This is a genomic window from Streptomyces sp. NPDC001634 (assembly GCF_040298185.1).
Taxonomy (GTDB): domain Bacteria; phylum Actinomycetota; class Actinomycetes; order Streptomycetales; family Streptomycetaceae; genus Streptomyces.
In genome coordinates this window covers 1-21,757 of the sequence record NZ_JBEOZU010000104.1, presented here as the reverse complement: position 1 = coordinate 21,757, position 21,757 = coordinate 1, and the positions used below count along the sequence as shown (strand labels likewise).

The window sequence follows — 21,757 nt, the reverse complement described above, 5'->3', positions numbered from 1 at the left end:
ACGACGGCTCACCTCAGCTTCGGGTCGAGGGCGTCGCGCACCGCGTCGCCGAGCATGATGAACGCGAGCACGGTGATCGCGAGGGCGCCGGAGGGCCACAGCAGCGCGTGCGGGGCGTTGCGGACGTAGGGGGAGGCGGCGGAGATGTCGATCCCCCAGGACACGCTCGGCGGTTTCAGCCCGACGCCGAGATACGACAGGGTCGCCTCCAGGGCGATGTAGGTGCCGAGCGCGATGGTCGCCACGACGATCACGGGCGCGACCGCATTGGGCGCGATGTGCCGCAGCAGGATGCGGGAGCTGGAGGCGCCGAGGGCGCGGGCCGCCTGCACGTAGTCGTTCTGTTTGGCGGTGATGACCGAGCCGCGGGCGATACGGGAGATCTGCGGCCAGCCGAGCAGCACCATGAACCCGACGACCGGCCAGACCGTGTTGCTGATCACCACGGAGAGAAGGACCAGACCGCCGAGGACGACCGGGATCGCGAAGAAGATGTCGGTGGTGCGGGACAGGACCGCGTCCCACGCCCCGCCGAAGAACCCGGCGAGCCCGCCCAGGACCGAGCCGAGGACGGCGACTCCGAGGGTGGCGCAGACGCCGACTGTGACCGACGTACGGGCGCCGTAGACGGTCCGGGTGTAGACATCGCAGCCCTGGCCGTCGAAGCCGAACGGGTGTCCGGGCTGGGAGCCTTCCTGGGCCTTGGAGAGCCGGCACTCGAGGGGGTTGCCCGAGGTGATCAGGGACGGCCAGATGGAGATGACCACGAGGAAGAGGATCACCAGTGCGGAGACGACGAAGACGGGGTTGCGGCACAGGTCGTGCCAGGCGTCGGACCACAGGCTGCGCGGCTTGGCCGCCGGTCCGGTCCCTTCGGGTCCCCCGGGCGCCCGTCCGCCCGGGGCGGCTGATGGATGCTGCTCCAGGGTCGTGGCCTCGCTCGCGCCGAGGTCCATCGCACCGCCCATGCCGGTCCCGGCGATGGCGCCCTGCGGCTCGTACGGCTGCTGCTCAGGCATAGCGGATCCTCGGGTCGAGTACGGCGTACAGGAGGTCGACGAGCAGGTTGGCGATCAGGAAGACGAGCACGAGGACGGTCACGAAGCCGACGACGGTCTGTGTGTTCTGCCGGAGGATCCCCTGGTAGAGCTGGTAGCCGACGCCATGGATGTTGAAGATCCGCTCGGTGACGATCGCGCCGCCCATGAGGGCGCCGATGTCGGTGCCGATGAAGGTGACGACGGGGATGAGCGAGTTGCGCAGCAGATGCCTGGTGATCACGCGGCGGCGCGGCAGCCCCTTGGCGACGGCCGTACGCACGTAGTCGGACCGTTTGTTCTCGGCGATGGAGGTCCGGGTCAGCCGGGTGACATAGGCGAGGGAGACGGACGCGAGGACCAGGCCGGGCACGATCAGCTCGCCGAAGGCGGCGTCCGGGGAGACCGAGGGTCTGACCCAGCCCCATTCGACGCCGAGCAGCAGTTGGAGCAGCAGACCGGTGACGAAGGTCGGCACCGAGATCACCACGAGGGTGAGCAGCAGGACCGATGTGTCGACGGGCCGGCCGCGGCGCAGACCGGTGACCACCCCGAGCGCGACCCCGATGACGATCTCGAAGAGGACCGCGACGACGGTCAGCCGGATGGTGACCGGGAAGGCCGTCGCCATCAGCTCGGTGACCTTCTGCCCGTTGAATGCGGTGCCGAAGTCGCCGGTGAAGAGGTGGCCCATGTAGGTCAGGTATTGCTGCCACACGGGCTTGTCGAGGCCGAACTCGCGGCGCAGCTGGGCCGCCGTGGCGGGGTCGCACTGCCGCTCGCCGCACAGTCCCGCGATGGGGTCGCCCATCACGTTCACCATGAGGAAGATGAGCAGGGTGGCGCCGACGAAGACCGGGATCATCTGCAGCAGACGCCGGATGACATAGCGTCCCATGGGGGGCTCCGGGGGTAGGGGGCAGCCGTGCGGATCAGCCGACCTTGATTTCGTTGTAGACGGGGACACTGAACGGGTTGAGCGCCACGTTCGAGAGGCGCTGCGAGTAGCCGGCGCTGCCGTTCTGGTACCAGAGCGGGATGGCGGCCATGTTGTCCCGTACGACCCCCTCGGCCTGCTGGAAGATCGTCACGGCCCGGGCCGGGTCCGCCTCCGCGTTGGCCCGGTCGACGAGCCTGTCGAAGTCCTTGTCGGACCACTTGCCGTCGTTGGAGGAGGCGTCCGTGTAGTAGAGCGGCTGCAGGAAGTTCTGGATGAGCGGGTAGTCCATCTGCCAGCCGGCCCGGAACGGGCCCGGCATCCTGTGCTTGCCGATCTGGTTGCGGAAGTCGGCGAAGGTGCCGAACGGGTTGCCGACGCAGGCCTTGTCGTTGCCGAGCGCGTTGTTGATGGAGTGGCAGACGGCGTCCACCCACTCCTTGTGCGAGCCGGAGTCCGCGTTGTACGAGATCCTGAGCTGCCCGCCGGGCAGCCCTCCGCCCTCCTGGATCAGCTTCTTGGCGCGGACCGGGTTGTAGATGCAGGCGTCGCCGCACAGTCCTGCCTTGAAGCCGCCGGCCACGCCGAGCACCGGGGAGGTCCAGTCGGAGGCGGGCGTACGGGTTCTGTGGAAGATCGTGTCCGTGATCTGGTCCCGGTTGATCGCCATGGACAGGCCCGTGCGGACCTTCGCCGTCCCCGGCTTGCTCCACGCCGGGTCGTAGTAGGGGAAGGCGAGGGTCTGGATGATTCCGGCCGGGGTGTTGATGTACCGGCCGTCGAGGTCGGACTTGACGTTCCTGAGCTGCGGGGCGGGCACGTCGTCGACGAGGTCGAGATTGCCGGCCAGCAGGTCGGTGTAGGCGGTGTTGCTGTCGGTGTAGACGTTCAGGTCCACCCCGTTGTTCCGGGCCTTGTCCGCGCCCGGGTAGCCGTCCCACTTCCGGAGGGACATCATGAAGCCCCTGGTGTACGACTTGATCACGTACGGGCCGTTGCCGATGGGCTTCTTCAGCCAGGCCGCGTGGTTCTGGAAGAACGCCCTGGGCAACGGGGAGAAGGCCGCGTAGCCGAGGGTGTCCGGGAACGTCGAGAACTTCTGGCTGAGACTGACGGTGAAGGTACGGGGGCCGGTCACCCTGAGCCCGGAGAGGGTGTCGGCGGTCTGGGTGCCGGTGGCCGGGTGCACCTTGTCGTACCCCTCGATGTATCCGAAGAAGTACGCGTTCTTCTGGTTGTTCCTCAGGCTCGCGCCGTAGTTCCAGGCGTCGACGAAGGACTTTGCGGTGACGGCCTCGCCGTTGCTGAACGTCCAGCCGTCCTTGACGGTGATGGTGAAGTTCTTGGAGTCGGAGCTCTCGATCCTGTCGGCGAGCATGTTCTCGGCCGCGCCGGTTCTGGGGTTGTACCGCTTCAGCCCGCGGAAGACCATGTCGAGGACCTTGCCGCCCTGGACCTCGTTGGTGTTGGACGGTTCCAGCGGGTTCTGCGGGTCGCTCCAGGAGGCGCTGTACACGCCGGGGGCGCTGCCACTGCCCCCGCCCCCGCCGCAGGCGGCTGCCGCGAGGGCTGCCACCGCCGCGCAGGCCGCCCACCTGGCGTGCCTGGCTCCACGCATGGAGTGCCTCCTCGGGGTGAGCCGTCCCTCCAGCGCCGGGACGCTGAGCCGATTCGTTACCGGTCAATATCAACCCAAAAAGGTCACACCGCATACGCACCCCACCCGTCCGGGCGCCCGCCACCTGGACGACCTCATGCCCGCACCGGACCGCGCGCAGAGCCCGGGACCTGGTGGCGCGGGGCGGGGCGGGAAGGCACAGCCGGCTTGTCATCTGGCACGGGTGCTCGCCGACTCCCGAGCTCCACGGACCGATTGAGCCGCTGCGCCGTGAAAATGCCGGTGCCCGGCACCCTGAGAGGATGCCGGGCGACTTGTTCACGGATTGAGATCGAGGACGCGGATCTTGCGCCCCTTCCAGCTCTCCGGATCAACGGTGGCGACGACGGCCCCGTCGGGTCGTTCGAGTGTCGGCCGGGCCGCGTGCTCGAGCCGGCCGAGCAGCCGGCCCCGAAAAGCCCGGTTCCCGGCACCTGACGAGGTGCCGGGAACCGGGACAGCGAACCCAAGGGGACGTCACGCCGCGTGGACGACGTCCTTCTCCTCGGCGAAGTGGCAGGCCGACTCGTGGGCCGCCGGGGTGTCCGAGCCCTTGAAGCGCTCGGGGATCGCGAGGATCGGGACCTCCTCGGCGCACTTGTCCTGGGCCTTCCAGCACCGGGTGCGGAAGCGGCAGCCGGACGGCGGGTTGGCCGGGGACGGCACATCGCCCGTCAGGATGATCCGCTCGCGGTGCTCACGGGCGTCCGGGTCCGGTACGGGGACCGCCGACAGCAGCGCCTGGGTGTACGGGTGCGTCGGGTGGTCGTAGATCTGCTCGTCGGAGCCGATCTCGGCGATCTTGCCGAGGTACATCACACCCACGCGGTCCGAGATGTGCCGGACGATCGACAGGTCGTGCGCGATGAAGATGTAGGACAGGTTGAACTCGTCCTGCAGTCGCTCCATCAGGTTGATGACCTGCGCCTGGACGGAGACGTCCAGGGCCGACACCGGCTCGTCGCAAATGATGATCTCGGGGTTGAGCGCCAGGCCTCGGGCGATGCCGATGCGCTGACGCTGACCGCCCGAGAACTGGTGCGGGTAGCGGTTGATGTACTCGGGGTTGAGGCCTACGACGTCCAGCAGCTCCTGGACCTTGCGCCGCCGGTCACCCTTCGGCGCCGCCTCCGGGTGGATCTCGAACGGCTCACCGATGATGTCGCCCACCGTCATACGGGGGTTGAGCGAGGTGTACGGGTCCTGGAACACCATCTGGATGTTCCGGCGCACGGCCTTCAGGGCGCGTCCGGACAGCTTGGTGATGTCCTGGCCCTTGTAGAAGATCTCGCCCGCGGTGACCCGCTCCAGGTTCATCAGGAGCTTGGCCACCGTCGACTTGCCGCAGCCGGACTCGCCCACGATGCCCAGGGTCTCGCCCTGGTGCAGGTCGAAGGAGACACCGTCGACGGCCTTGACCGCGCCGACCTGCTTCTTGAACAGGATCCCCTGGGTGAGCGGGAAGTGCTTCACCAGGTTGCGGACCTGCAGGATCGGCTCGCCGCGTTCGACGGGCGCCTCGATGGCGGCCACCGCCTCCGCCTCGGAGTGGGCGTCCACGACCTCGACGTCGGAGACGTTCGGCGTGGCGTCCTGCTGCTCGTCGTTCTTGCTGAGCTCAGCCATGGATCGTCTCCTTCCAGAAGTGGCACGCCGAGGCCCGGCCCACCAGCTCGGTGCCGTCCTGCTCGGTGACCGGCAGCAGGTCCGGGACCTGGGTACGGCACACGTCCTGGGCCTTGGGGCAGCGCGGGTTGAAGGCGCAACCGGTCGGGACGCGCAGCAGGTTGGGCGGCAGACCCTTGATCGCGTACAGCTCCTGGCCCTTCTGGTCCAGGCGCGGGATCGAGTCCAGCAGACCCCGCGTGTACGGGTGCGCGGGACGCTTGTACAGCTCGTGGACCGGGGCACGCTCCACGATCCGGCCCGCGTACATCACCGCGATCTTGTCCGCGACGTCGGCGACGACGCCCAGGTCGTGGGTGATGAGGATCAGGCCCATGTTGTACTCGCGCTGGAGGTCCGCGAGCAGGTCCATGACCTGGGCCTGGACCGTCACGTCGAGGGCCGTCGTCGGCTCGTCGGCGATGATCAGGTCCGGCTCCAGCGCCAGCGCCATGGCGATCATGATGCGCTGACGCATACCGCCCGAGAACTGGTGCGGGTAGTCGTTGACGCGGGCCGCCGCGGCCGGGATCTTCACCCGGTCCATCAGCTCGATCGCCTTGGCCTTGGCGTCCTTCTTGGACATGCCCTGGTGAACGCGGAACATCTCGCCGAGCTGGTAGCCGACGGTCAGCACCGGGTTCAGCGAGCTGAGCGCGTCCTGGAAGATCATGGCGATCCGCTGTCCGCGGATCTTGCGGCGCTCCTCGCCGGACATGGTCAGCATGTCCTGGCCGCGGAAGCGGATCTCCCCCTGGGGGATCTTCGCCGGCGGCATGTCGAGGATGCCCATGATCGCCTGCGCGGTGACGGACTTGCCGGAGCCCGACTCACCGAGCACCGCGAGCGTCTCACCGGCGTTCACGCTGTAGTTGACGCCGTTGACGGCCTTGACCACGCCCTCACGGGTGTGGAACTCGACGTGCAGGTCGCGCACTTCGAGGAGCGGGGTGCCGTCGGTCCCGCCGTCGCGCGGCGAGGGCACGGGAACGACTTCTTCGATGGTGGTCACGTACGCCTCCCTCAGCGCATCTTCGGGTCGAGGGCGTTGCGGACCGCCTCACCGAGCATGATGAATGCCAGCACCGTGATGATCAGCATGATCGACGGGTACAGCATGATCCACTGCGCCACACGGATCTGGTTGCCGCCGTCCGAGATGTCGTTGCCCCACGACACGCCGCTCAGGCCGAGGCCCAGGTACGACAGGGTCGCCTCGGCGGAGATGTAGATGCCGAGCGAGATGGTGGCGACGACGATCACCGGTGCCAGCGTGTTCGGCAGGATGTGCCGGAACATGATGCGCGGGGTGCTCGCGCCCAGGGCCTGGGCGGCGTGCACATAGTCGGACTGCTTGGTGGTGATCACCGCGCCGCGCATCACACGGGCGATCTGCGTCCAGCCGAAGAAGCTCAGCGCGCCGATGACGACCCAGGTCGTGCGCTCCTGGAAGGAGTTGAGCACGACCATGGTGCCGAGCAGGAACGGGATGCCGAAGAACACGTCGGTCAGCCGCGAGAGCACCGAGTCGACGATGCCGCCGAAGTACCCGGCGATCATGCCGACCAGGCCACCCACGATCGTCACCGCGATGGTCGTCCCGAAGCCGACGGCGACGGAGGCCCGGGTGCCGTAGATGACACGGGCGTAGACGCTGCGGCCCTGCTGGTCGTAGCCCAGCCAGTCCGTGGAGAAGAGGTTGCCGAGCTTGGGGTGCTGCAGGAAGTGCTTGGCCAGGTCGCCCGAGGTCGGGTCGGCGCTGGTGAACCACCCGGGGAAGAAGGTGATCAGCAGCAGTACGAAGATCAGCACCGCCGAGACGATGAAGATCCAGCTGCGGCGCAGGTCCTGCCAGGCGTCGCCCCACAGGCTGCGGGTCTTCTCCGGCTTGGTCTCGGGCAGCGGGCCGCCGGCCGCCGCGACGGCCGCCTCCTCCGCAGCGCTCTCGGGGACGGTCTTGGTCACGTCAGGCATAGCGAATCCTCGGGTCAAGGACCGCGTAGAGCAGGTCGACGAGCAGGTTGGCGAGGAGGTACACAAGGACGAGGATGGTCACCAGGCCGACGAGCGTGGTGCCCTCGCGACGCGTGATCGACTGAGCGATCGTGCCTCCGATGCCCTGGATGTTGAACAGACCCTCGGTGACGACGGCGCCGCCCATCAGCGCACCGATGTCGGTGCCCAGGTAGGTGATCACGGGGATCATCGAGTTGCGCATGAGGTGGACGCCCACCACGCGGCTCTTCGGCAGGCCCTTGGCGATGGCCGTGCGGATGTAGTCGGCGCGCAGGTTCTCGGCGATCGACGTACGGGTGAGCCGGGTCACATACGCCAGTGACGCGGTCGCCAGCACGATGGCCGGCATCAGCAACTCGTTGTAGTTCGTCGAGTCGTTGACGTTCGGCGGCAGCCAGTTGAGGTCGAAGGCGAAGACGACCTTGAGGATGTAGCCGAGGACGAACACCGGGACCGAGATCAGCAGCAGGGTGACCAGCAGGATCGCGTTGTCCGTGATACGTCCGGCGCGCAGGCCCGCCACGATGCCCAGGGCGATGCCCAGCACCAGCTCGATGAGGAAGGACAGCCCGGCCAGACGGAGGGTGACGGGGAACGCGTCACCGAGCACGTCCGTGACGGGCCTGCCGCTGGCGATCTGCGTGCCGAAGTCGGCGTGCAGGATCATGCCCTTCATGTAGTGCCAGTACTGGACCAGGATCGGCTGGTCCAGGCCGTACTGATGTCTCAGTTGGGCGATCACCTGAGGGCTGCCGCCCTTGTCGCCGAACAGCCCTCGTACGGGGTCACCGGGCAGGGCGTACACCATGAGGAAGATCAGCAGGGTTGTCCCGATGAAGACCGGGATCATCTGGAGCAGTCGTCGTGCGACGTAGCGCCCCATCGTGCCTCCATGTCAGATACAGCGGCAGCCGACGGGCCCTTTCCCCGCGCACCCTCGAAGGATGCGTGTGGAAAGGGCCCCCCAGCCGCGGCCGTGTCCCGGTTGCGGCGATGCCGCACCCGGGACAACGGGCTGTTTGCGGTTACTTCTTGACCTGAACGCCGGTCAGGATCGGGTCGCCGTCCTGGGCGTACTCGACGCCCGTGACCTTGGCCGAGTAGCCCGCGTTGACCTTGTAGTACCAGAGCGGAATGCTCGGCATGTAGTTGACGAGCTGCTTCTCGATGTCCTGGTACTTCTTCTCCGAGTCCTCCAGCGAGCTCGCGCTGTCGGCGGCGGCGATCGCCTGGTCGACCGCCGGGTTGGAGAAGCCGCCCTGGTTGCCGTCCGACTTCGAGCCGTACAGGTCACGGATGAAGTTGGCGATGAACGGGTAGTCCAGCACCCAGCCCGAGCGGTACAGGGACTTGACCTGCTTCGCGTCACGCGCGTTCAGGTCGGCCTGGAAGTCGGCCTTCGAGTCGCCGGTGCACTTCACGCCGGTGGCCTTGGTGATGGAGTTGCAGACCGCCTCCACCCACTCCTTGTGGCCGCCGTCCGCGTTGTACTGGATGGAGATGGCGTTGCCCGGAACGCCGCCGCCCTCCTTGATGAGTTCCTTGGCCTTCGTCGGGTTGTACGTGGTGACGTCACCCGCGACGTTCGGCTGGTAGCCCAGAACACCCTTGGCGACCCAGCCGGTTGCGGGCTCACGGGTGCCGTTGAGGACCGTCTTGGTGATGGTGTCGCGGTCGATCGCCATCGACAGGCCCTGGATGACCTTCGGGTTGATGCCCTTCCACTGCTTGGTGTAGTAGGCCACGGCGATGGTCTGGATCGCCGAGTAGGCCTTGTCCACCGCGCGGTCGCCGAGGTCCGTCTTGTAGACGGGCAGGTCCTTGGGCGCGATCTGGCGCAGGACGTCGACGTTGCCGGACTTCAGGTCCTCGTAGGCCGTCTCGAGGCTGGTGTAGTTCTTGAAGATCACACCGCCGTTCTTGGCCTTGTTCGGTCCCTGGTAGTCGTCGAAGCGGGCGACCTGGATCTGCTTCTTGTGGTCCCAGCTGACGAACTTGTAGGGGCCGTTGCCGATCGGGTGCTCGCCCGCGGCCTTCGGGTCCTTGTAGAAGGACTCCGGCAGCGGCGAGAAGACCTCGTAGCCGAGCTTGTAGGTGTAGTACGGGATCGGCTTGGTCAGCGTGATCGTGAAGGTGTTGTCGTCGACGACCTTCAGACCGGACATCGTCGTGGCCTTGGGGTTGCCCTTCGCGGGGGCGACGTCGTCGTAGCCCTGGATGTCCGAGAACCAGAAGCTGTTGGTCTGCTTGTTCGCCGGGGCCGCGGCCCAGTTCCACGCCTTGACGTAGGAGCTGGCGGTCACGGGGGTGCCGTCGTGGAACTTCCAGCCCGGCTTCAGCTTGACCGTGAAGGTCTTGTTGTCCTTCGAGTCGACCGACTGGGCGTTGACGTAGACGAGCTTGCCGTTGGCGTCGTAGTCGACGAGCTGCGAGAAGATCGACTTGACGACGATGCTGCCGTTGGACTCCATGGTGTTGGCCGGCTGCAGCGGGTTCTGCGGCTCGCCCACCTCGATCGAGAACTTGCCGTTCGGGTCGATCGCGGCCTTGCTGTCGCTGCCCTTGTCGCTGCTGCCGCCGCCGCAGGCCGTCGCGCCCAGCGCCACAACCGCTGCTATCGCAACCCACTTGGCGCTCTTGGCACCACGCATGGGGCTCCTCCTCATGAGTCCATTGGTTCACCGCATGGAGGGGCACATGACACATCACCGTCACCGGTGCCTGAAATGATCAGGTGCCCCCCGCGCTCGTGAGTCGGCGCCGCCTGCAGCGCATGACCCGTTGATCCGAGCTCTACGCGCCTAACTATCTGCCATGGGCAGTGGCCTAACCACACCCGCAAGGTCTCGGTTCGATCACACCTGGCGCGTACATCTTCCAAAATCCGGACAAAGGGTTTGACGAAAGATCCCTCCGAAACGGACTTGTTACACATCTATCGGTCCCGAGTGTCCGCATACCGGACGCACCGGTGGGAAAAATGAGTTGCGTTTGACGTGGCTGTCGTGCGGGGCGCCGTCGGCATACCCACGCACGGACGCACACGGTGAGCGCGTCGTCCCGTTTCGGGTCAACACCCGCCCGCGCCAAGGATGTTCATCAGGAACCGGCCGGGCGTGGCCAGAATGCACGCGTGCAGCAGACTAGTTCGGATCTGCCGGTGTGTGCGGGTTCCGGCCCGGAATCAAGGGTTTTCCCTATCGCTTCCCTGTGAGGCCCTATCGCTTCCCTGTGAACGACGGGGCCGGTCCCTGGCGCACGACGGGGGCCGGGCACCCCGCCTCGCGGAGTGCCCGGCCCCCACCGGGTGTGGCCCGGCGTCAGCTGTGCTTGGCGCGGCTGGCGGCGCGGGCGCGCTCGCGCTGGTCGAGGACGACCTTGCGGATGCGGACGGCCTCCGGGGTCACCTCGACGCACTCGTCGTCACGGCAGAACTCCAGGGACTGCTCAAGAGACAGCTTGCGCGGCGGCACGATCGACTCGGCGATGTCGGCCGTGGCGGACCGGATGTTGGTGAGCTTCTTCTCCTTGGTGATGTTGACGTCCATGTCGTCGGAGCGGGAGTTCTCGCCGACGATCATGCCCTCGTACACCTCGGTGCCCGGCTCGACGAAAAGCACGCCGCGCTCCTGGAGGTTGGTCATCGCGAACGCGGTGACGGCGCCGGTGCGGTCGGCGACCAGCGAGCCGTTGTTACGGGTCTGGAGGGGGCCGGCCCAGGGCTCGAAGCCCTCATGGATGGAGTGGCCGATGCCCGTGCCGCGGGTCTGGGTCAGGAACTCGGTGCGGAAGCCGATGAGGCCGCGGGAGGGGACCACGAACTCCATGCGGACCCAGCCGGAGCCGTGGTTGGACATGTTGTCCATACGGCCCTTGCGGACGCCCATGAGCTGGGTGACCGCACCCATGTGCTCCTCGGGAACGTCGATCGTCATCCGCTCGAACGGCTCGTGGACCTTGCCGTCGATCTCCTTGGTGACGACCTGCGGCTTGCCGACGGTCAGCTCGTAGCCCTCACGGCGCATCTGCTCGACCAGGATGGCCAGCGCCAGCTCACCGCGGCCCTGGACCTCCCAGGCGTCCGGGCGTTCGGTGTCCAGCACCCGGAGGCTGACGTTACCGACCAGCTCGCGGTCGAGACGGTCCTTGACCTGGCGGGCGGTGACCTTGCGGTCCTTGACCGTGGCCTTCGCGTTGGCGCCCTTGCCGGTGCCGCCCCTGCCGACCAGCGGCGAGGTGTTCGTACCGATGACCATGGAGATCGCGGGCTCGTCGACCGTGATCAGCGGCAGCGCGACCGGGTTCTCGGGGTCCGCCAGGGTCTCGCCGATCATGATGTCGGGGATGCCTGCGACGGCGCAGATGTCACCCGGGCCGGCCTTCTCGGCGGGCTTACGGGTGAGGGCCTCGGTCATCATCAGCTCGCTGATGCGCACGTTGCCGATCGACCCGTCGCGCTTGATCCAGGCGACGGTCTGGCCCTTGCGCAGCTCGCCCTGCTCGACACGGAGCAGCGCGATACGGCCGAGGAAGTTGTCGGCGTCCAGGTTGGTGACGTGCGCCTGGAGCGGGCCCTCCTCGTCGTAGGTCGGGGCCGGGATGTGCTCCAGGATCGTCGAGAAGAACGGCTCCAGGCTGGTGGAGTCGGCCGGGACCGTGCCGTTGTCCGGCTTGGTGAGGGAGGCGATGCCGTCGCGGCCGCAGGCGTAGACGATCGGGAACTCGATCTGCTCCTCGTCGGCGTCCAGGTCGAGGAACAGGTCGTACGTCTCGTTCACGACCTCGTCGATACGGGCGTCGGGCCGGTCCGTCTTGTTGATGCAGAGAATGACGGGCAGGCGGGCCTGCAGCGCCTTGCGCAGAACGAAACGGGTCTGCGGCAGCGGGCCCTCGGACGCGTCGACGAGCAGCACGACGCCGTCGACCATCGACAGACCGCGCTCGACCTCGCCGCCGAAGTCGGCGTGGCCGGGGGTGTCGATGATGTTGATGGTGATGGGGTCCCCGCCGTCCTTCGGGTGGTACTTCACCGCCGTGTTCTTGGCGAGGATCGTGATGCCCTTCTCACGCTCCAGGTCGTTCGAGTCCATGACCCGGTCGTCGACCTGCTCGAGCTGGTGGGCGGCGAAGGCACCGGCCTGCTTCAGCATGCCGTCGACGATGGTCGTCTTGCCGTGGTCGACGTGGGCGACGATGGCGACGTTGCGGATGTCGTGGCGCGTGGCCATGATGTGGCGTACTCCCGGAGTGTGAGGACGGCTACGCATACGTCCTCGGTACGCGCGCCCTGCCGGGCTTGACACGCCACGGCCTCACCCCATGGTACGGGTGCCCTGCCGCTTGGGCTCGCCGGGTTGCGTTGGGGCAGCTCAGGGCTCGTTGTGTCGCACCCGGTGCCGGGCTGGGCGGGGTCGGTCTCGCTCCCCGGGGCTCGACGGCTACGACGACGGGCTCGGCGAGGGCTTCGCCCCCTTCTTCAGGAAGCCCATGTCCTCGTAGACCGGGGTCTGGAAGCCGAACGCTCCCGCGTTGGCCAGGTTGGGGCGGGTGGCCATGAGCTGGGGACGCTGGTAGAGGGGGATCGAGCCGGCGGCGGCCCAGATGCGGGCGTCGGCCCTGCGCACCAGATCGCGCTCCTCGTCCTCGTCCAGCGTGGCGATGGCCTGGTCGAAGAGCTGGTCCACCTGGTCGGTGCCGACCCGGGTGTAGTTCTGCCCGACGCTCAGCGAGCCGTCCGCCGCCGGCACCGGCTTGGCGTAGATCGGCCGGGCGTCGGTCGCCGGAAACGCGGTCGCGGGCCACGTGTACAGCGCCAGGTCGTAGTCCCCGGACGCGATGTGGTCCTTGAAGTAGTCGGCGTCGCGGACCTTGGTGATCTCCGTGCGGATCCCGATCTTCTCCAGCATGCGCGCGATACGGTCGCCGACGGTCCGCAGGGCCCCTGAGTCCGGCCCGGACGGCAGCACGAACCGCAGCACCAGCGGCTTGCCGTCCTTGGCGAGCACCCCGGCCGCGGCCGGCCCCGGTGCGGCGGTGCCCTTGGGTGCGTACGCCCCCGGCGCTCCGCCGTGCGGCCCGTGCTCCTGCCGGAACCCGCCGTCGACGGGCCTGCCGGCCTGTTCGTCGTGCTGCCCCCGGTGCCTCGTCGAGTGGTCCCTGGGGTCCTGCTGCGCGGCGGGCTTGTTGTCCTCGCCGACGATGTACGTCCCGTCGTCGCCCGAGCCGTCCTCGCTCCCCGCCCTGTGTCCCTCGGACCCGGCCGTTTTCTTCTTTTTCTCCTCCTTCTTCTCGGCCTTCTTCTCGGCCTTCTTCTCCTCCTTGACCGGCCCGCCGGGCACCCAGCCCGCCTCGGTCAGCAGTTGCTGCGCCTGAGCGGTGTCCTGGCGGCCGAGCACCCCGCTGTTGTCCTCGTACGCGGGCTGCCCGGAGAGCGCGAGATGGCTGCCGACGGGCACGACGGGCAGCCCGAGCGGCCTGAGGACCAGTCCGGCCAGTTCATTGCGGTCCAGGGCGCGGGCCACGGCCCGGCGCACGCGCTCGTCGGCGAGCGGGCCCCGGGAGCCGTTCAGGGCGAGCTGTGTGTAGGCGGGCTCCAGGGACTTGCGGATCACGAAGCCGCGCAGCAGCGACTGCTCCTCGGTGCCCGGCGCGCCCGCCGCGGGGCCGTTCCCGCCGTGGGCGGCGAGCGTGATCCGCTCGGCATCCTCCGGGTCGACCTCCGCCATGTCGACCTTGCCGTCGGCGAGCGCGGTGGCCCGCTGGTCGCGGGGGACGGCCACGAAGACGATCTCGGAGAGCTTGGTGGGACGGCCCCACCAGCGCGGATTACGGGTGAGGGTGACGTCGCCGCCCTTGTGGTCGACCTTCTGCACGGAGAACGGCCCGGCGGTGACCTTCAGCTGTCTCCTCGCGCCGTCGTTGAAGCCGGCCGGAGTGCCCGTGACGTCCTTCGGGTACAGCGGCGAGAACAGCGACCTCCAGTCGGCGTACGGCTTGCTGAAGGTGACCTTGACCTCGAGGTTGTTCGCGCCACGCTCGATCTTCTCGATGCGGTCGTAGCCGGCGTTGCGGGCGGTCCAGTAGGCGCTGTCCTTGCCCGAGAGGGCGCGCCACTGGGCGGCGAAGTCGTCGGCGCCGATCTCCCGGCCGTTGCTCCAGACGGCCTGCTGGTCGAGGCGGTAGACGACGACCTGCCGGGGCTCGGTCGACACGACCTTGGCGGACTCCAGGAAGTCGGCGTTGCGCTGCGGGCGGCCGTTCGCGTCGAGCCGGAACATCGAGGGCAGCACGGCGCCCGCAATGCGGGAAGTCGCGGCGTCGGCGTCGGACTGGAAGGTGTTCAGGGTCTCGGGCAGGGCGTCGACGGCCCAGCGCAGGGTGCCGCCGTCGGCCACGAAGGTGCGGGCGGCCGGGGCGATGTCCTGGACTGCGACCGGTTTGTTCTCCTTCTCGTCCGAGCTGCACGCGGCGAGCACGGGCACCGCGAGGGTCCCCGCGGTGAGGAATGCGACCGAGCGCAGCACCGCGCGTGGTCCGACGCCGTCGTGGGACATCACGTCTACCTCCGGGGAGCCGCTCCGCGGATGAGCGGGGGTTATGATCTGGTTTGTCGGTATTTGGAGCTGATCAGATGTATGGGCCCACTGAAGAGGAAAGGGTTCAGCAGCATGCGGCGACACGGCGGCGACCCCGGGGAACCCCACCCGTGCGGCGCAACGGCGCGCCCGGAGAGCCATCCGGGGGCGCACACCTCAGGAACATCAGCCGAAACGCACGCCGCACGCACCCATACGCGTCGGCCAATCCCTGCACGTCCCTTCACAGCGGCATGTGTGACGCGCAACACTCGCAGGCGCGTGAACGTAGCCGCCCTGGGCAGCAGGCCCCGTGGAAGTGAGGTCACGTCATGTCCGTGCAAGACGAACTGATATCGGTCCAGCGGTGCCTCGACGACCTCTACCGGTCGGTGGGGCGCCTCGAGCAGCAGATCGGCGGCGGCGGGCTCGAGATACGCCGCGTCCGCGCCGACGCCGACCACCTGCGCGAGAGCGTGGCGCTCCTGCGCGAGACGGCCTCCGCCCCTGCCCCGGCCCGGCGACCCGATCTCGTCACGATTTCCGACACGCCGTACGACTACACCCTGTGGACGGACTCGGACGACGAGGGTCTCGGCGCCCGTGACCGGCACGCCCCCTGACCCTTACCGGAGCTCTCCTTGGCCACTGGTACGGAACCTCCCGACACAGAACCCCATCCGCCCGGCGGCGGCGTACGAACCCGTACGCGCGCCGCGATCGCCGCGCCGCATCTGCGCACCGACCGCTGGTGGCTGACCCCGGCCGCCACAGCCGCCGGGCTGCTGGCGTTCGTCGTGTACTCGACCTGGCGCGCCTTCGCCGACGCCGACTACTACGCCGCGCCGTACGTCTCGCCGTTCTACTCGCCCTGTCTGGCGGAGCGGTGCCGGACCATGCACGCGGGACCGAACGCGGACCTCTTCGGCAGCTGGTGGGCCATCTCCCCGGCGATCATCATCCTGATCTTCCCGCTCGGCTTCCGCCTGACCTGCTACTACTACCGCAAGGCCTACTACCGCGGCTTCTGGCTGTCGCCCCCGGCCTGTGCGGTTGCGGAACCGCACAAGAAGTACACCGGCGAGACCCGCTTCCCGCTGATCCTGCAGAACATCCACCGGTACTTCTTCTACGCGGCACTCCTCGTGGCGGGCGTCCTCACGTACGACACCGTGCTCTCCTTCCGTGACGAGCACTACCACTGGGGCCATATGGGGCTCGGCACCCTGGTCTTCCTGGTGAACATCGTGCTGATCTGGGCGTACACGCTCTCCTGCCACTCCTGCCGGCACATCGTGGGCGGCAAGCTCAAGCACTTCTCCAAGAATCCCGTGCGCTACAGGACGTGGCAGTTCATCAGCAGGCTCAACGCCCGTCACATGCTGCTGGCCTGGGCATCGCTGATCAGCGTGGCACTCGCCGATTTCTACGTGTACCTGCTGGCGTCCGGCGCCTTCGACGATCCGCGCTTCTTCTAGATTGAGTGGGGCCTACTGATGTCCGTGGTGGAACGACAGGAGTGGGACGTCGTCGTGGTCGGTGCCGGTGGCGCCGGCCTGCGGGCCGCCATCGAGGCCCGCGAGCGCGGCGCCCGTACGGCCGTGATCTGCAAGTCGCTGTTCGGCAAGGCGCACACGGTGATGGCCGAGGGCGGCATCGCGGCGGCGATGGGCAACGTCAACCCGCACGACAACTGGCAGGTCCACTTCCGCGACACCATGCGCGGCGGGAAGTTCCTCAACCAGTGGCGGATGGCCGAGCTGCACGCGCGCGAGGCACCCGACCGGGTCTGGGAGCTGGAGACCTGGGGCGCTCTCTTCGACCGTACGAAGGACGGGCGCATCTCCCAGCGCAACTTCGGCGGACATGAGTACCCGCGCCTCGCGCACGTCGGCGACCGTACGGGCCTGGAGCTGATCCGGACGCTCCAGCAGAAGATCGTGTCGCTCCAGCAGGAGGACGAGAAGGAGACCGGGGACTACGAGTCCCGGCTGAAGGTCTTCCAGGAGTGCACGGTCACCCGGATCCTCAAGGAGGGGGATCGCGTCTCCGGGGTCTTCGCGTACGAGCGCGAATCCGGCCGTTTCTTCGTCCTCGAAGCGCCCGCCGTCGTGATCGCGACCGGTGGCATCGGCAAGTCCTTCAAGGTGACGTCCAACTCGTGGGAGTACACGGGTGACGGGCACGCTCTGGCCCTGCTGGCCGGGGCGCCGCTGCTGAACATGGAGTTCGTGCAGTTCCATCCGACGGGAATGGTCTGGCCGCCGTCGGTGAAGGGCATCCTCGTCACCGAGTCGGTGCGCGGCGACGGCGGGGTGCTCAGGAACTCCGACGGCAAGCGGTTCATGTTCGACTACATCCCCGATGTCTTCAAGGAGAAGTACGCCGAGTCGGAGGAGGAGGGCGACCGCTGGTACGACGACCCGGACAACAACCGGCGCCCGCCCGAACTGCTCCCCCGTGACGAGGTCGCGCGCGCGATCAACGCCGAGGTGAAGGCGGGCCGCGGCTCCCCGCACGGGGGCGTCTTCCTCGATGTGTCGACCCGTATGCCGGCCGAGGTCATCCGGCGTCGGCTGCCGTCGATGTACCACCAGTTCAAGGAGCTGGCGGACGTCGACATCACCGCCGAGCCCATGGAGGTCGGGCCGACCTGCCACTACGTGATGGGCGGCATCGCGGTCGACTCGGACACGGCGGCGGCCCGGGGCGTCGAGGGCCTGTACGCGGCCGGGGAGGTGGCCGGTGGTATGCACGGCTCCAACCGGCTGGGCGGCAACTCGCTCTCCGACCTGCTGGTGTTCGGGCGGCGGGCGGGTCTGCACGCGGCCGAGTACGCGACGGGACTCGCCGAGCGCCCCGCCGTGGACGACAACCAGGTGGACTCGGCGGCGGCGGAGGCCCTGCGGCCGTTCTCGGCCGAGGGTCCGGTGCCCGGCGAGGACGTCCAGGAGCCGAGCCGCCCGCCGGAGAACCCGTACACCCTCCACCAGGAACTCCAGCTGACCATGAACGACCTGGTCGGCATCATCCGCCGCGAGTCGGAGATGCAGCAGGCGCTGAAGAAACTGGCGGACCTGCGGGTACGGGCGCGCAGGGCGGGCGTCGAGGGACACCGCCAGTTCAACCCGGGCTGGCACCTCGCCCTGGACCTGCGGAACATGCTGCTGGTCAGCGAGTGCGTGGCGCGGGCCGCGCTGGAGCGCACGGAGTCGCGCGGCGGGCACACCCGCGAGGACTTCCCGACGATGGACCGCACGTGGCGCCGCGTGAATCTGCTGTGCCGGCTGACCGACCCCACGGGCGGTCTGGCGGCGACCGACCCGGTCCGCGGCCAGATCGCCCTCACCCGCGAGACCACCGAACCCATCCGCCCCGACCTGCTCGCCCTCTTCGAGAAGGAGGAGCTGGTCAAGTACCTCGCCGAAGAGGAGCTCTACGAGTGAGCAGCTACGAGGCCCGCTTCAAGGTGTGGCGGGGCGATACGCAGGGCGGCGGCCTGGAGGACTTCAAGGTCGAGGTCAACGACGGCGAGGTGGTGCTGGACATCATCCACCGTCTCCAGGCCACGCAGGCGCCCGATCTCGCCGTGCGCTGGAACTGCAAGGCGGGCAAGTGCGGTTCGTGTTCCGCGGAGATCAACGGGCGGCCGCGGCTGATGTGCATGACACGGATGTCCGTGTTCGAGCGGGACGAGACAATCACCGTGACGCCGCTGCGCGCCTTCCCGGTGATCCGCGACCTGGTGACGGACGTGGGGTTCAACTACGCCAAGGCCCGGGAGGTCCCCTCCTTCGTACCGCCCGCCGATCTGGGCCCGGGCGAGTACCGCATGATGCAGGAGGACGTGGACCGCTCGCAGGAGTTCCGCAAGTGCATCGAGTGCTTCCTGTGCCAGGACACCTGCCATGTGGTGCGCGACCACGAGGAGAACAAGCAGGCGTTCGCGGGCCCGCGCTTCCTGATGCGGGTGGCGGAACTGGATATGCACCCTCTGGACGCCGCGGAGGAGACGGGCCTGGACCGCAAACGCACGGCCCAGGACGAACACGGCCTCGGCTACTGCAACATCACCAAGTGCTGCACGGAGGTGTGCCCCGAGGGCATCAAGATCACGGACAATGCGCTGATCCCGCTGAAGGAACGGGCGGTCGACCGCAAGTACGACCCGCTGGTGTGGCTGGGGTCGAAGATCAGAAGGCGTCCTTCAGGAGGGTGAGCGCCCGTCCGAGGTTGTACTCGGCGATCGCGCGCATCGGCTCCGGCTCGGGGAAGTCGCCCTCCAGGAGGCGGAGCGGGCCCGCCACGAGGGAGAGGTGCATCGCCAGGCGGTACAGGCGCAGGCGGTCCTCGTCCAGGCCGTCGGGGCGCAGGGCATCACGCCGACGGCACGCGGCCGACGCGCTGGCCGAGGAACTGAAGCAGCACGCCGGAAAGGAAGAGCACCATGCCGCCGCCGAAGAGGACGTCAAGGGCGGTCATGTCGTGCACCGTGGGGGTGACGTACCTCCACAGCGCTACCCCCGCGCAGCTCAGCAGGGCACCGGCGCCCCACAGCCGCGGCCGTACGAGGCGTCCCCGCTGCCATCGCACGATCCGGCCGGTCGTGAGGGCGAGGACGCCCGCGACGGCATAGAGGACCAGGACCACCGACACGGCGATCAGTGAGGTGACGTGCAGCATCGAGCCCCCCGGGATCTGTTGCCCCTGATCATGGCACCGCCCTCTCCCGGCGGCGAGACCGGCCTCCCTGTGAATCCGGCCGAAGAGGTGCCGTATCGGGCGCACCCCGCTCGCGGCGCGGCGTAATCGGTCATACGCTCCGAAATGTGACCCCGCCCCACCGTCGACGCCGGCCGCGCTGGGCCGCCGCGTACCCAGCCGTGCGGAGGGCGTCCGTCCTGGGCGGGGCCGTGCTGGTGGCGGTGGCCCTCGCGGTGGCCGCCGGGGCCGCGCGGAACCGGACCTCCACCGGCGACCTGGTACTGCCGCTGGTCGCCGTGCTCGCCGCCGTGGCCGCGACGGCGTACGCGTCGGTGCGGCGCAGGCGGCGCGTGGCGACGCGTACGACGCCCGGCGGGGGCGCGCCCACCGTGGTCTCCCTGGACGAACTCGACCGGCGGGCCGGGCGGTTGCTCGTCGAGACCGACGACTGTGTGCGCACGAGCCGGGAGGAACTCCGCTCGACCGCCGCGCAGTTGGGGAACGAGGCGGTGGAGGTGTACGCGGAGGCGGTGGAGTTCGCCGCTTCCGAACTGACCGCCGCGTTCCGGGCCCGGCAGCGGCTCGACGACGGGGAGGGCGAGACGCGGGTGCTGCTGGAGGAGATCGTCGCGCGCTGCGGGGCGGCCGGGCGGCGGCTGGACGCGGAGGCGCCCGGGTTCGACCAGATACGGGCGCTGGAGCGGACCGCGCGGGACGCGCTGGAACGTGCCGAGGCGCGGTTCCGGGAGCTGGCGGGACGGATGGCGGACACGGACGGCACCCTCGCCGCGCTGCGCGAACGGTATCCCCTGACTGTGTATCTGCCGGTTGCGGGCCACGACGAACAGGCCAAGGACCGGCTGGTGTTCGCCACGACGGCCCTCAACGGGTCACGCCAGGCCCTGGACCGGGGCGAGACCGGGCCCGCGGTGGTCCAGCTGCGCGCGGCCGAGGCCGCCGTCGACCAGGCGACGATCCTCGTGGCCGGCGTGGCCCGCTTCTCCTCCGACCTGACCGCCGCGACGGAGCAGCTGCCGGCAGCCCTGACCGACACGGAGTCCGATCTGAGGGAGGCCCACGAGCACCTGGGGGCGGAGAGCGCGCGGGGGGATCTGCAGGGGCGGATCGCGCACGGGGCGTCGGTGGTGGCGGAGGTGCGGGAGGAGCCGGTCGGCGTGGGGGCCACGTACGGCCCCGTCGGTGCGCTGCGCCGGATCGAGGAGGTGGCGGCCGGGCTGGACCGGGCCCTGCACCGTGTGCCGGACGGCTCGCGCGCCCTCCGACGGCTCCAACGGGTCCTTGTCGTCGCCCGCAGTACCGTCCGTACCGCGTCGGACTACGTGACCACGCATCGCGGTGCCGTCGGCCATGAGGCCCGGACCCGGCTGTCGGAGGCGGAGCGGCGGCTGCGCGCGGCGGAGAACACCGACGCACCGCCCACCCCGGTCCCGGCCGACGCCCTCGCCGACGCCCGCGAGGCCGACACGCTCGCCCGGCAGGCCCGGCAGCTCGCCGAGCGGGACGTACGGGCGTACGGGACCCCGTACGGCGACGGGCTGTGGACGGGCGGCGCCGTACTCGGCGGGATCCTCCTCGACGAACACCGGCGCAGGGGCGACGGTCCGGGCCACCCGGGCGACGGCGGGCCCGCGAGCTATGGCGGACCGGGCACGCGGGGGCGGCGCGACGAGGGTGAACTGTTCCGCCCGACAGGGCCGGAGAGCCCGCCCCCGGAAGGCCCGTGAGCTTCCCGGGCCGTCGCATTGCCCGGCAGCCGATCCCGGGTCAACTACCGCCATCCGAACGGTCAAGTTGCTGTTACGGATCGCCAATTGAGGGAACCAGAAGCCCCGAGAGACTTGTGTGATGATATGGACTTTGATCGGGTTGGATGAAGTCCCCTAGGAGCGGCCGTGGGCCGATCGCCCGTGCGGCCCGTTCCTCAGGGGGATGAACGGGGCGATACGGGGGGTGCGTTCGGCGTGATCGATCCTGGGCAGATTCCGGAGTTCACGGGCAATCTGGAGCAGTTGGAGAAGGACTACGGGGATCTGAAGGCGGACGCCTCGCATATCCGCTCCACGGGTCAGGATGTCGACAAGAAGTTCCAGGGTCTGCGGGCGTATTACCAGGCGCCCGAGGCGGAGCAGCTGTTCGGGACGACGAA

The 21,757-nt window shown here is 68.7% G+C and carries 17 protein-coding genes and 1 pseudogene; 6 read left to right on the top strand and 12 right to left on the bottom strand.

Annotated elements, in window-relative coordinates:
- Nucleotides 1-8: 8 nt before the first annotated feature.
- The 10 genes from ABT186_RS41105 to ABT186_RS41060 form a co-directional block, all read right to left on the bottom strand.
- Nucleotides 9-1,019 (bottom strand): ABC transporter permease, encoded by a 1,011-nt coding sequence (locus ABT186_RS41105; RefSeq protein ID WP_351232572.1) that lies wholly within the window; start codon nucleotides 1,017-1,019, stop codon nucleotides 9-11.
- Nucleotides 1,012-1,935: an ABC transporter permease gene (locus tag ABT186_RS41100; protein WP_351232570.1), complete on the bottom strand. Its 924-nt coding sequence runs from the start codon at nucleotides 1,933-1,935 to the stop codon at nucleotides 1,012-1,014. The genes ABT186_RS41105 and ABT186_RS41100 overlap by 8 nt, the downstream gene beginning before the upstream one ends.
- Before the next feature lie 34 nt (nucleotides 1,936-1,969).
- Complete coding sequence (locus ABT186_RS41095; RefSeq protein WP_351232568.1) at nucleotides 1,970-3,592, bottom strand: peptide ABC transporter substrate-binding protein; 1,623 nt, start codon at nucleotides 3,590-3,592, stop codon at nucleotides 1,970-1,972.
- A 516-nt stretch (nucleotides 3,593-4,108) separates the two neighbouring features.
- Nucleotides 4,109-5,257, bottom strand: coding sequence for an ABC transporter ATP-binding protein (locus ABT186_RS41090; protein ID WP_351234524.1), 1,149 nt, complete (start codon nucleotides 5,255-5,257; stop codon nucleotides 4,109-4,111).
- Nucleotides 5,250-6,308 (bottom strand): ABC transporter ATP-binding protein, encoded by a 1,059-nt coding sequence (locus ABT186_RS41085; RefSeq protein WP_351234526.1) that lies wholly within the window; start codon nucleotides 6,306-6,308, stop codon nucleotides 5,250-5,252. The genes ABT186_RS41090 and ABT186_RS41085 overlap by 8 nt, the downstream gene beginning before the upstream one ends.
- Nucleotides 6,309-6,319: 11 nt before the next feature.
- A complete protein-coding gene (locus ABT186_RS41080; RefSeq protein WP_351234528.1) occupies nucleotides 6,320-7,270 on the bottom strand; it encodes an ABC transporter permease in 951 nt (316 codons plus the stop codon).
- The gene (locus ABT186_RS41075; protein ID WP_351234530.1) at nucleotides 7,263-8,195 is read right to left on the bottom strand and encodes an ABC transporter permease; all 933 of its coding nucleotides are present in this window, start codon (nucleotides 8,193-8,195) and stop codon (nucleotides 7,263-7,265) included. Before ABT186_RS41075 ends, ABT186_RS41080 begins: the two co-directional genes overlap by 8 nt.
- Before the next feature lie 142 nt (nucleotides 8,196-8,337).
- A complete protein-coding gene (locus ABT186_RS41070; protein ID WP_351234532.1) occupies nucleotides 8,338-9,963 on the bottom strand; it encodes a peptide ABC transporter substrate-binding protein in 1,626 nt (541 codons plus the stop codon).
- Nucleotides 9,964-10,632: 669 nt separating this feature from the next.
- Nucleotides 10,633-12,540 carry a translational GTPase TypA gene (gene typA, locus ABT186_RS41065; protein ID WP_351234534.1) on the bottom strand — a complete coding sequence of 636 codons (1,908 nt, stop codon included), beginning with the start codon at nucleotides 12,538-12,540 and terminating at the stop codon, nucleotides 10,633-10,635.
- A gap of 210 nt (nucleotides 12,541-12,750) precedes the next feature.
- Nucleotides 12,751-14,865 (bottom strand): ABC transporter family substrate-binding protein, encoded by a 2,115-nt coding sequence (locus ABT186_RS41060; protein WP_351929461.1) that lies wholly within the window; start codon nucleotides 14,863-14,865, stop codon nucleotides 12,751-12,753.
- Nucleotides 14,866-15,218: 353 nt separating this feature from the next.
- On the opposite strand from ABT186_RS41060, the gene ABT186_RS41055 reads away from it, so the two are divergent.
- From ABT186_RS41055 to ABT186_RS41040, 4 genes are read left to right on the top strand one after another with little or no spacing between them, the layout of a single operon-like run.
- Nucleotides 15,219-15,509: an Rv0250c family protein gene (locus tag ABT186_RS41055; RefSeq protein ID WP_351234538.1), complete on the top strand. Its 291-nt coding sequence runs from the start codon at nucleotides 15,219-15,221 to the stop codon at nucleotides 15,507-15,509.
- An 18-nt stretch (nucleotides 15,510-15,527) separates the two neighbouring features.
- Complete coding sequence (gene sdhC, locus ABT186_RS41050; RefSeq protein ID WP_351929460.1) at nucleotides 15,528-16,364, top strand: succinate dehydrogenase subunit SdhC; 837 nt, start codon at nucleotides 15,528-15,530, stop codon at nucleotides 16,362-16,364.
- A gap of 18 nt (nucleotides 16,365-16,382) precedes the next feature.
- On the top strand, nucleotides 16,383-18,332 hold the full coding sequence (locus ABT186_RS41045; RefSeq protein WP_351929458.1) for a fumarate reductase/succinate dehydrogenase flavoprotein subunit: 1,950 nt from the start codon (nucleotides 16,383-16,385) through the stop codon (nucleotides 18,330-18,332).
- The gene (locus tag ABT186_RS41040; RefSeq protein ID WP_351234544.1) at nucleotides 18,329-19,105 is read left to right on the top strand and encodes a succinate dehydrogenase/fumarate reductase iron-sulfur subunit; all 777 of its coding nucleotides are present in this window, start codon (nucleotides 18,329-18,331) and stop codon (nucleotides 19,103-19,105) included. Before ABT186_RS41045 ends, ABT186_RS41040 begins: the two co-directional genes overlap by 4 nt.
- Here ABT186_RS41040 and ABT186_RS41035 read toward each other — a convergent pair.
- Nucleotides 19,080-19,265: pseudogene (locus ABT186_RS41035) on the bottom strand (aminoglycoside phosphotransferase family protein); the annotation flags it as partial. The gene ABT186_RS41040 and the pseudogene ABT186_RS41035 sit on opposite strands and share 26 nt — an antisense overlap.
- On the bottom strand, nucleotides 19,264-19,569 hold the full coding sequence (locus tag ABT186_RS41030) for a hypothetical protein (RefSeq protein ID WP_351234548.1): 306 nt from the start codon (nucleotides 19,567-19,569) through the stop codon (nucleotides 19,264-19,266). The pseudogene ABT186_RS41035 and the gene ABT186_RS41030, both read right to left, overlap by 2 nt.
- 146 nt (nucleotides 19,570-19,715) lie before the next feature.
- Here ABT186_RS41030 and ABT186_RS41025 point away from each other — a divergent pair, with 146 nt between their 5' ends.
- Together ABT186_RS41025 and ABT186_RS41020 are read left to right on the top strand one after the other, a co-directional pair.
- Nucleotides 19,716-21,335, top strand: coding sequence for a TPM domain-containing protein (locus ABT186_RS41025; protein ID WP_351929456.1), 1,620 nt, complete (start codon nucleotides 19,716-19,718; stop codon nucleotides 21,333-21,335).
- 237 nt (nucleotides 21,336-21,572) lie between these two features.
- A partial coding sequence (locus ABT186_RS41020) for a hypothetical protein (RefSeq protein ID WP_351929454.1) occupies nucleotides 21,573-21,757 on the top strand: 185 nt, incomplete at its 3' end.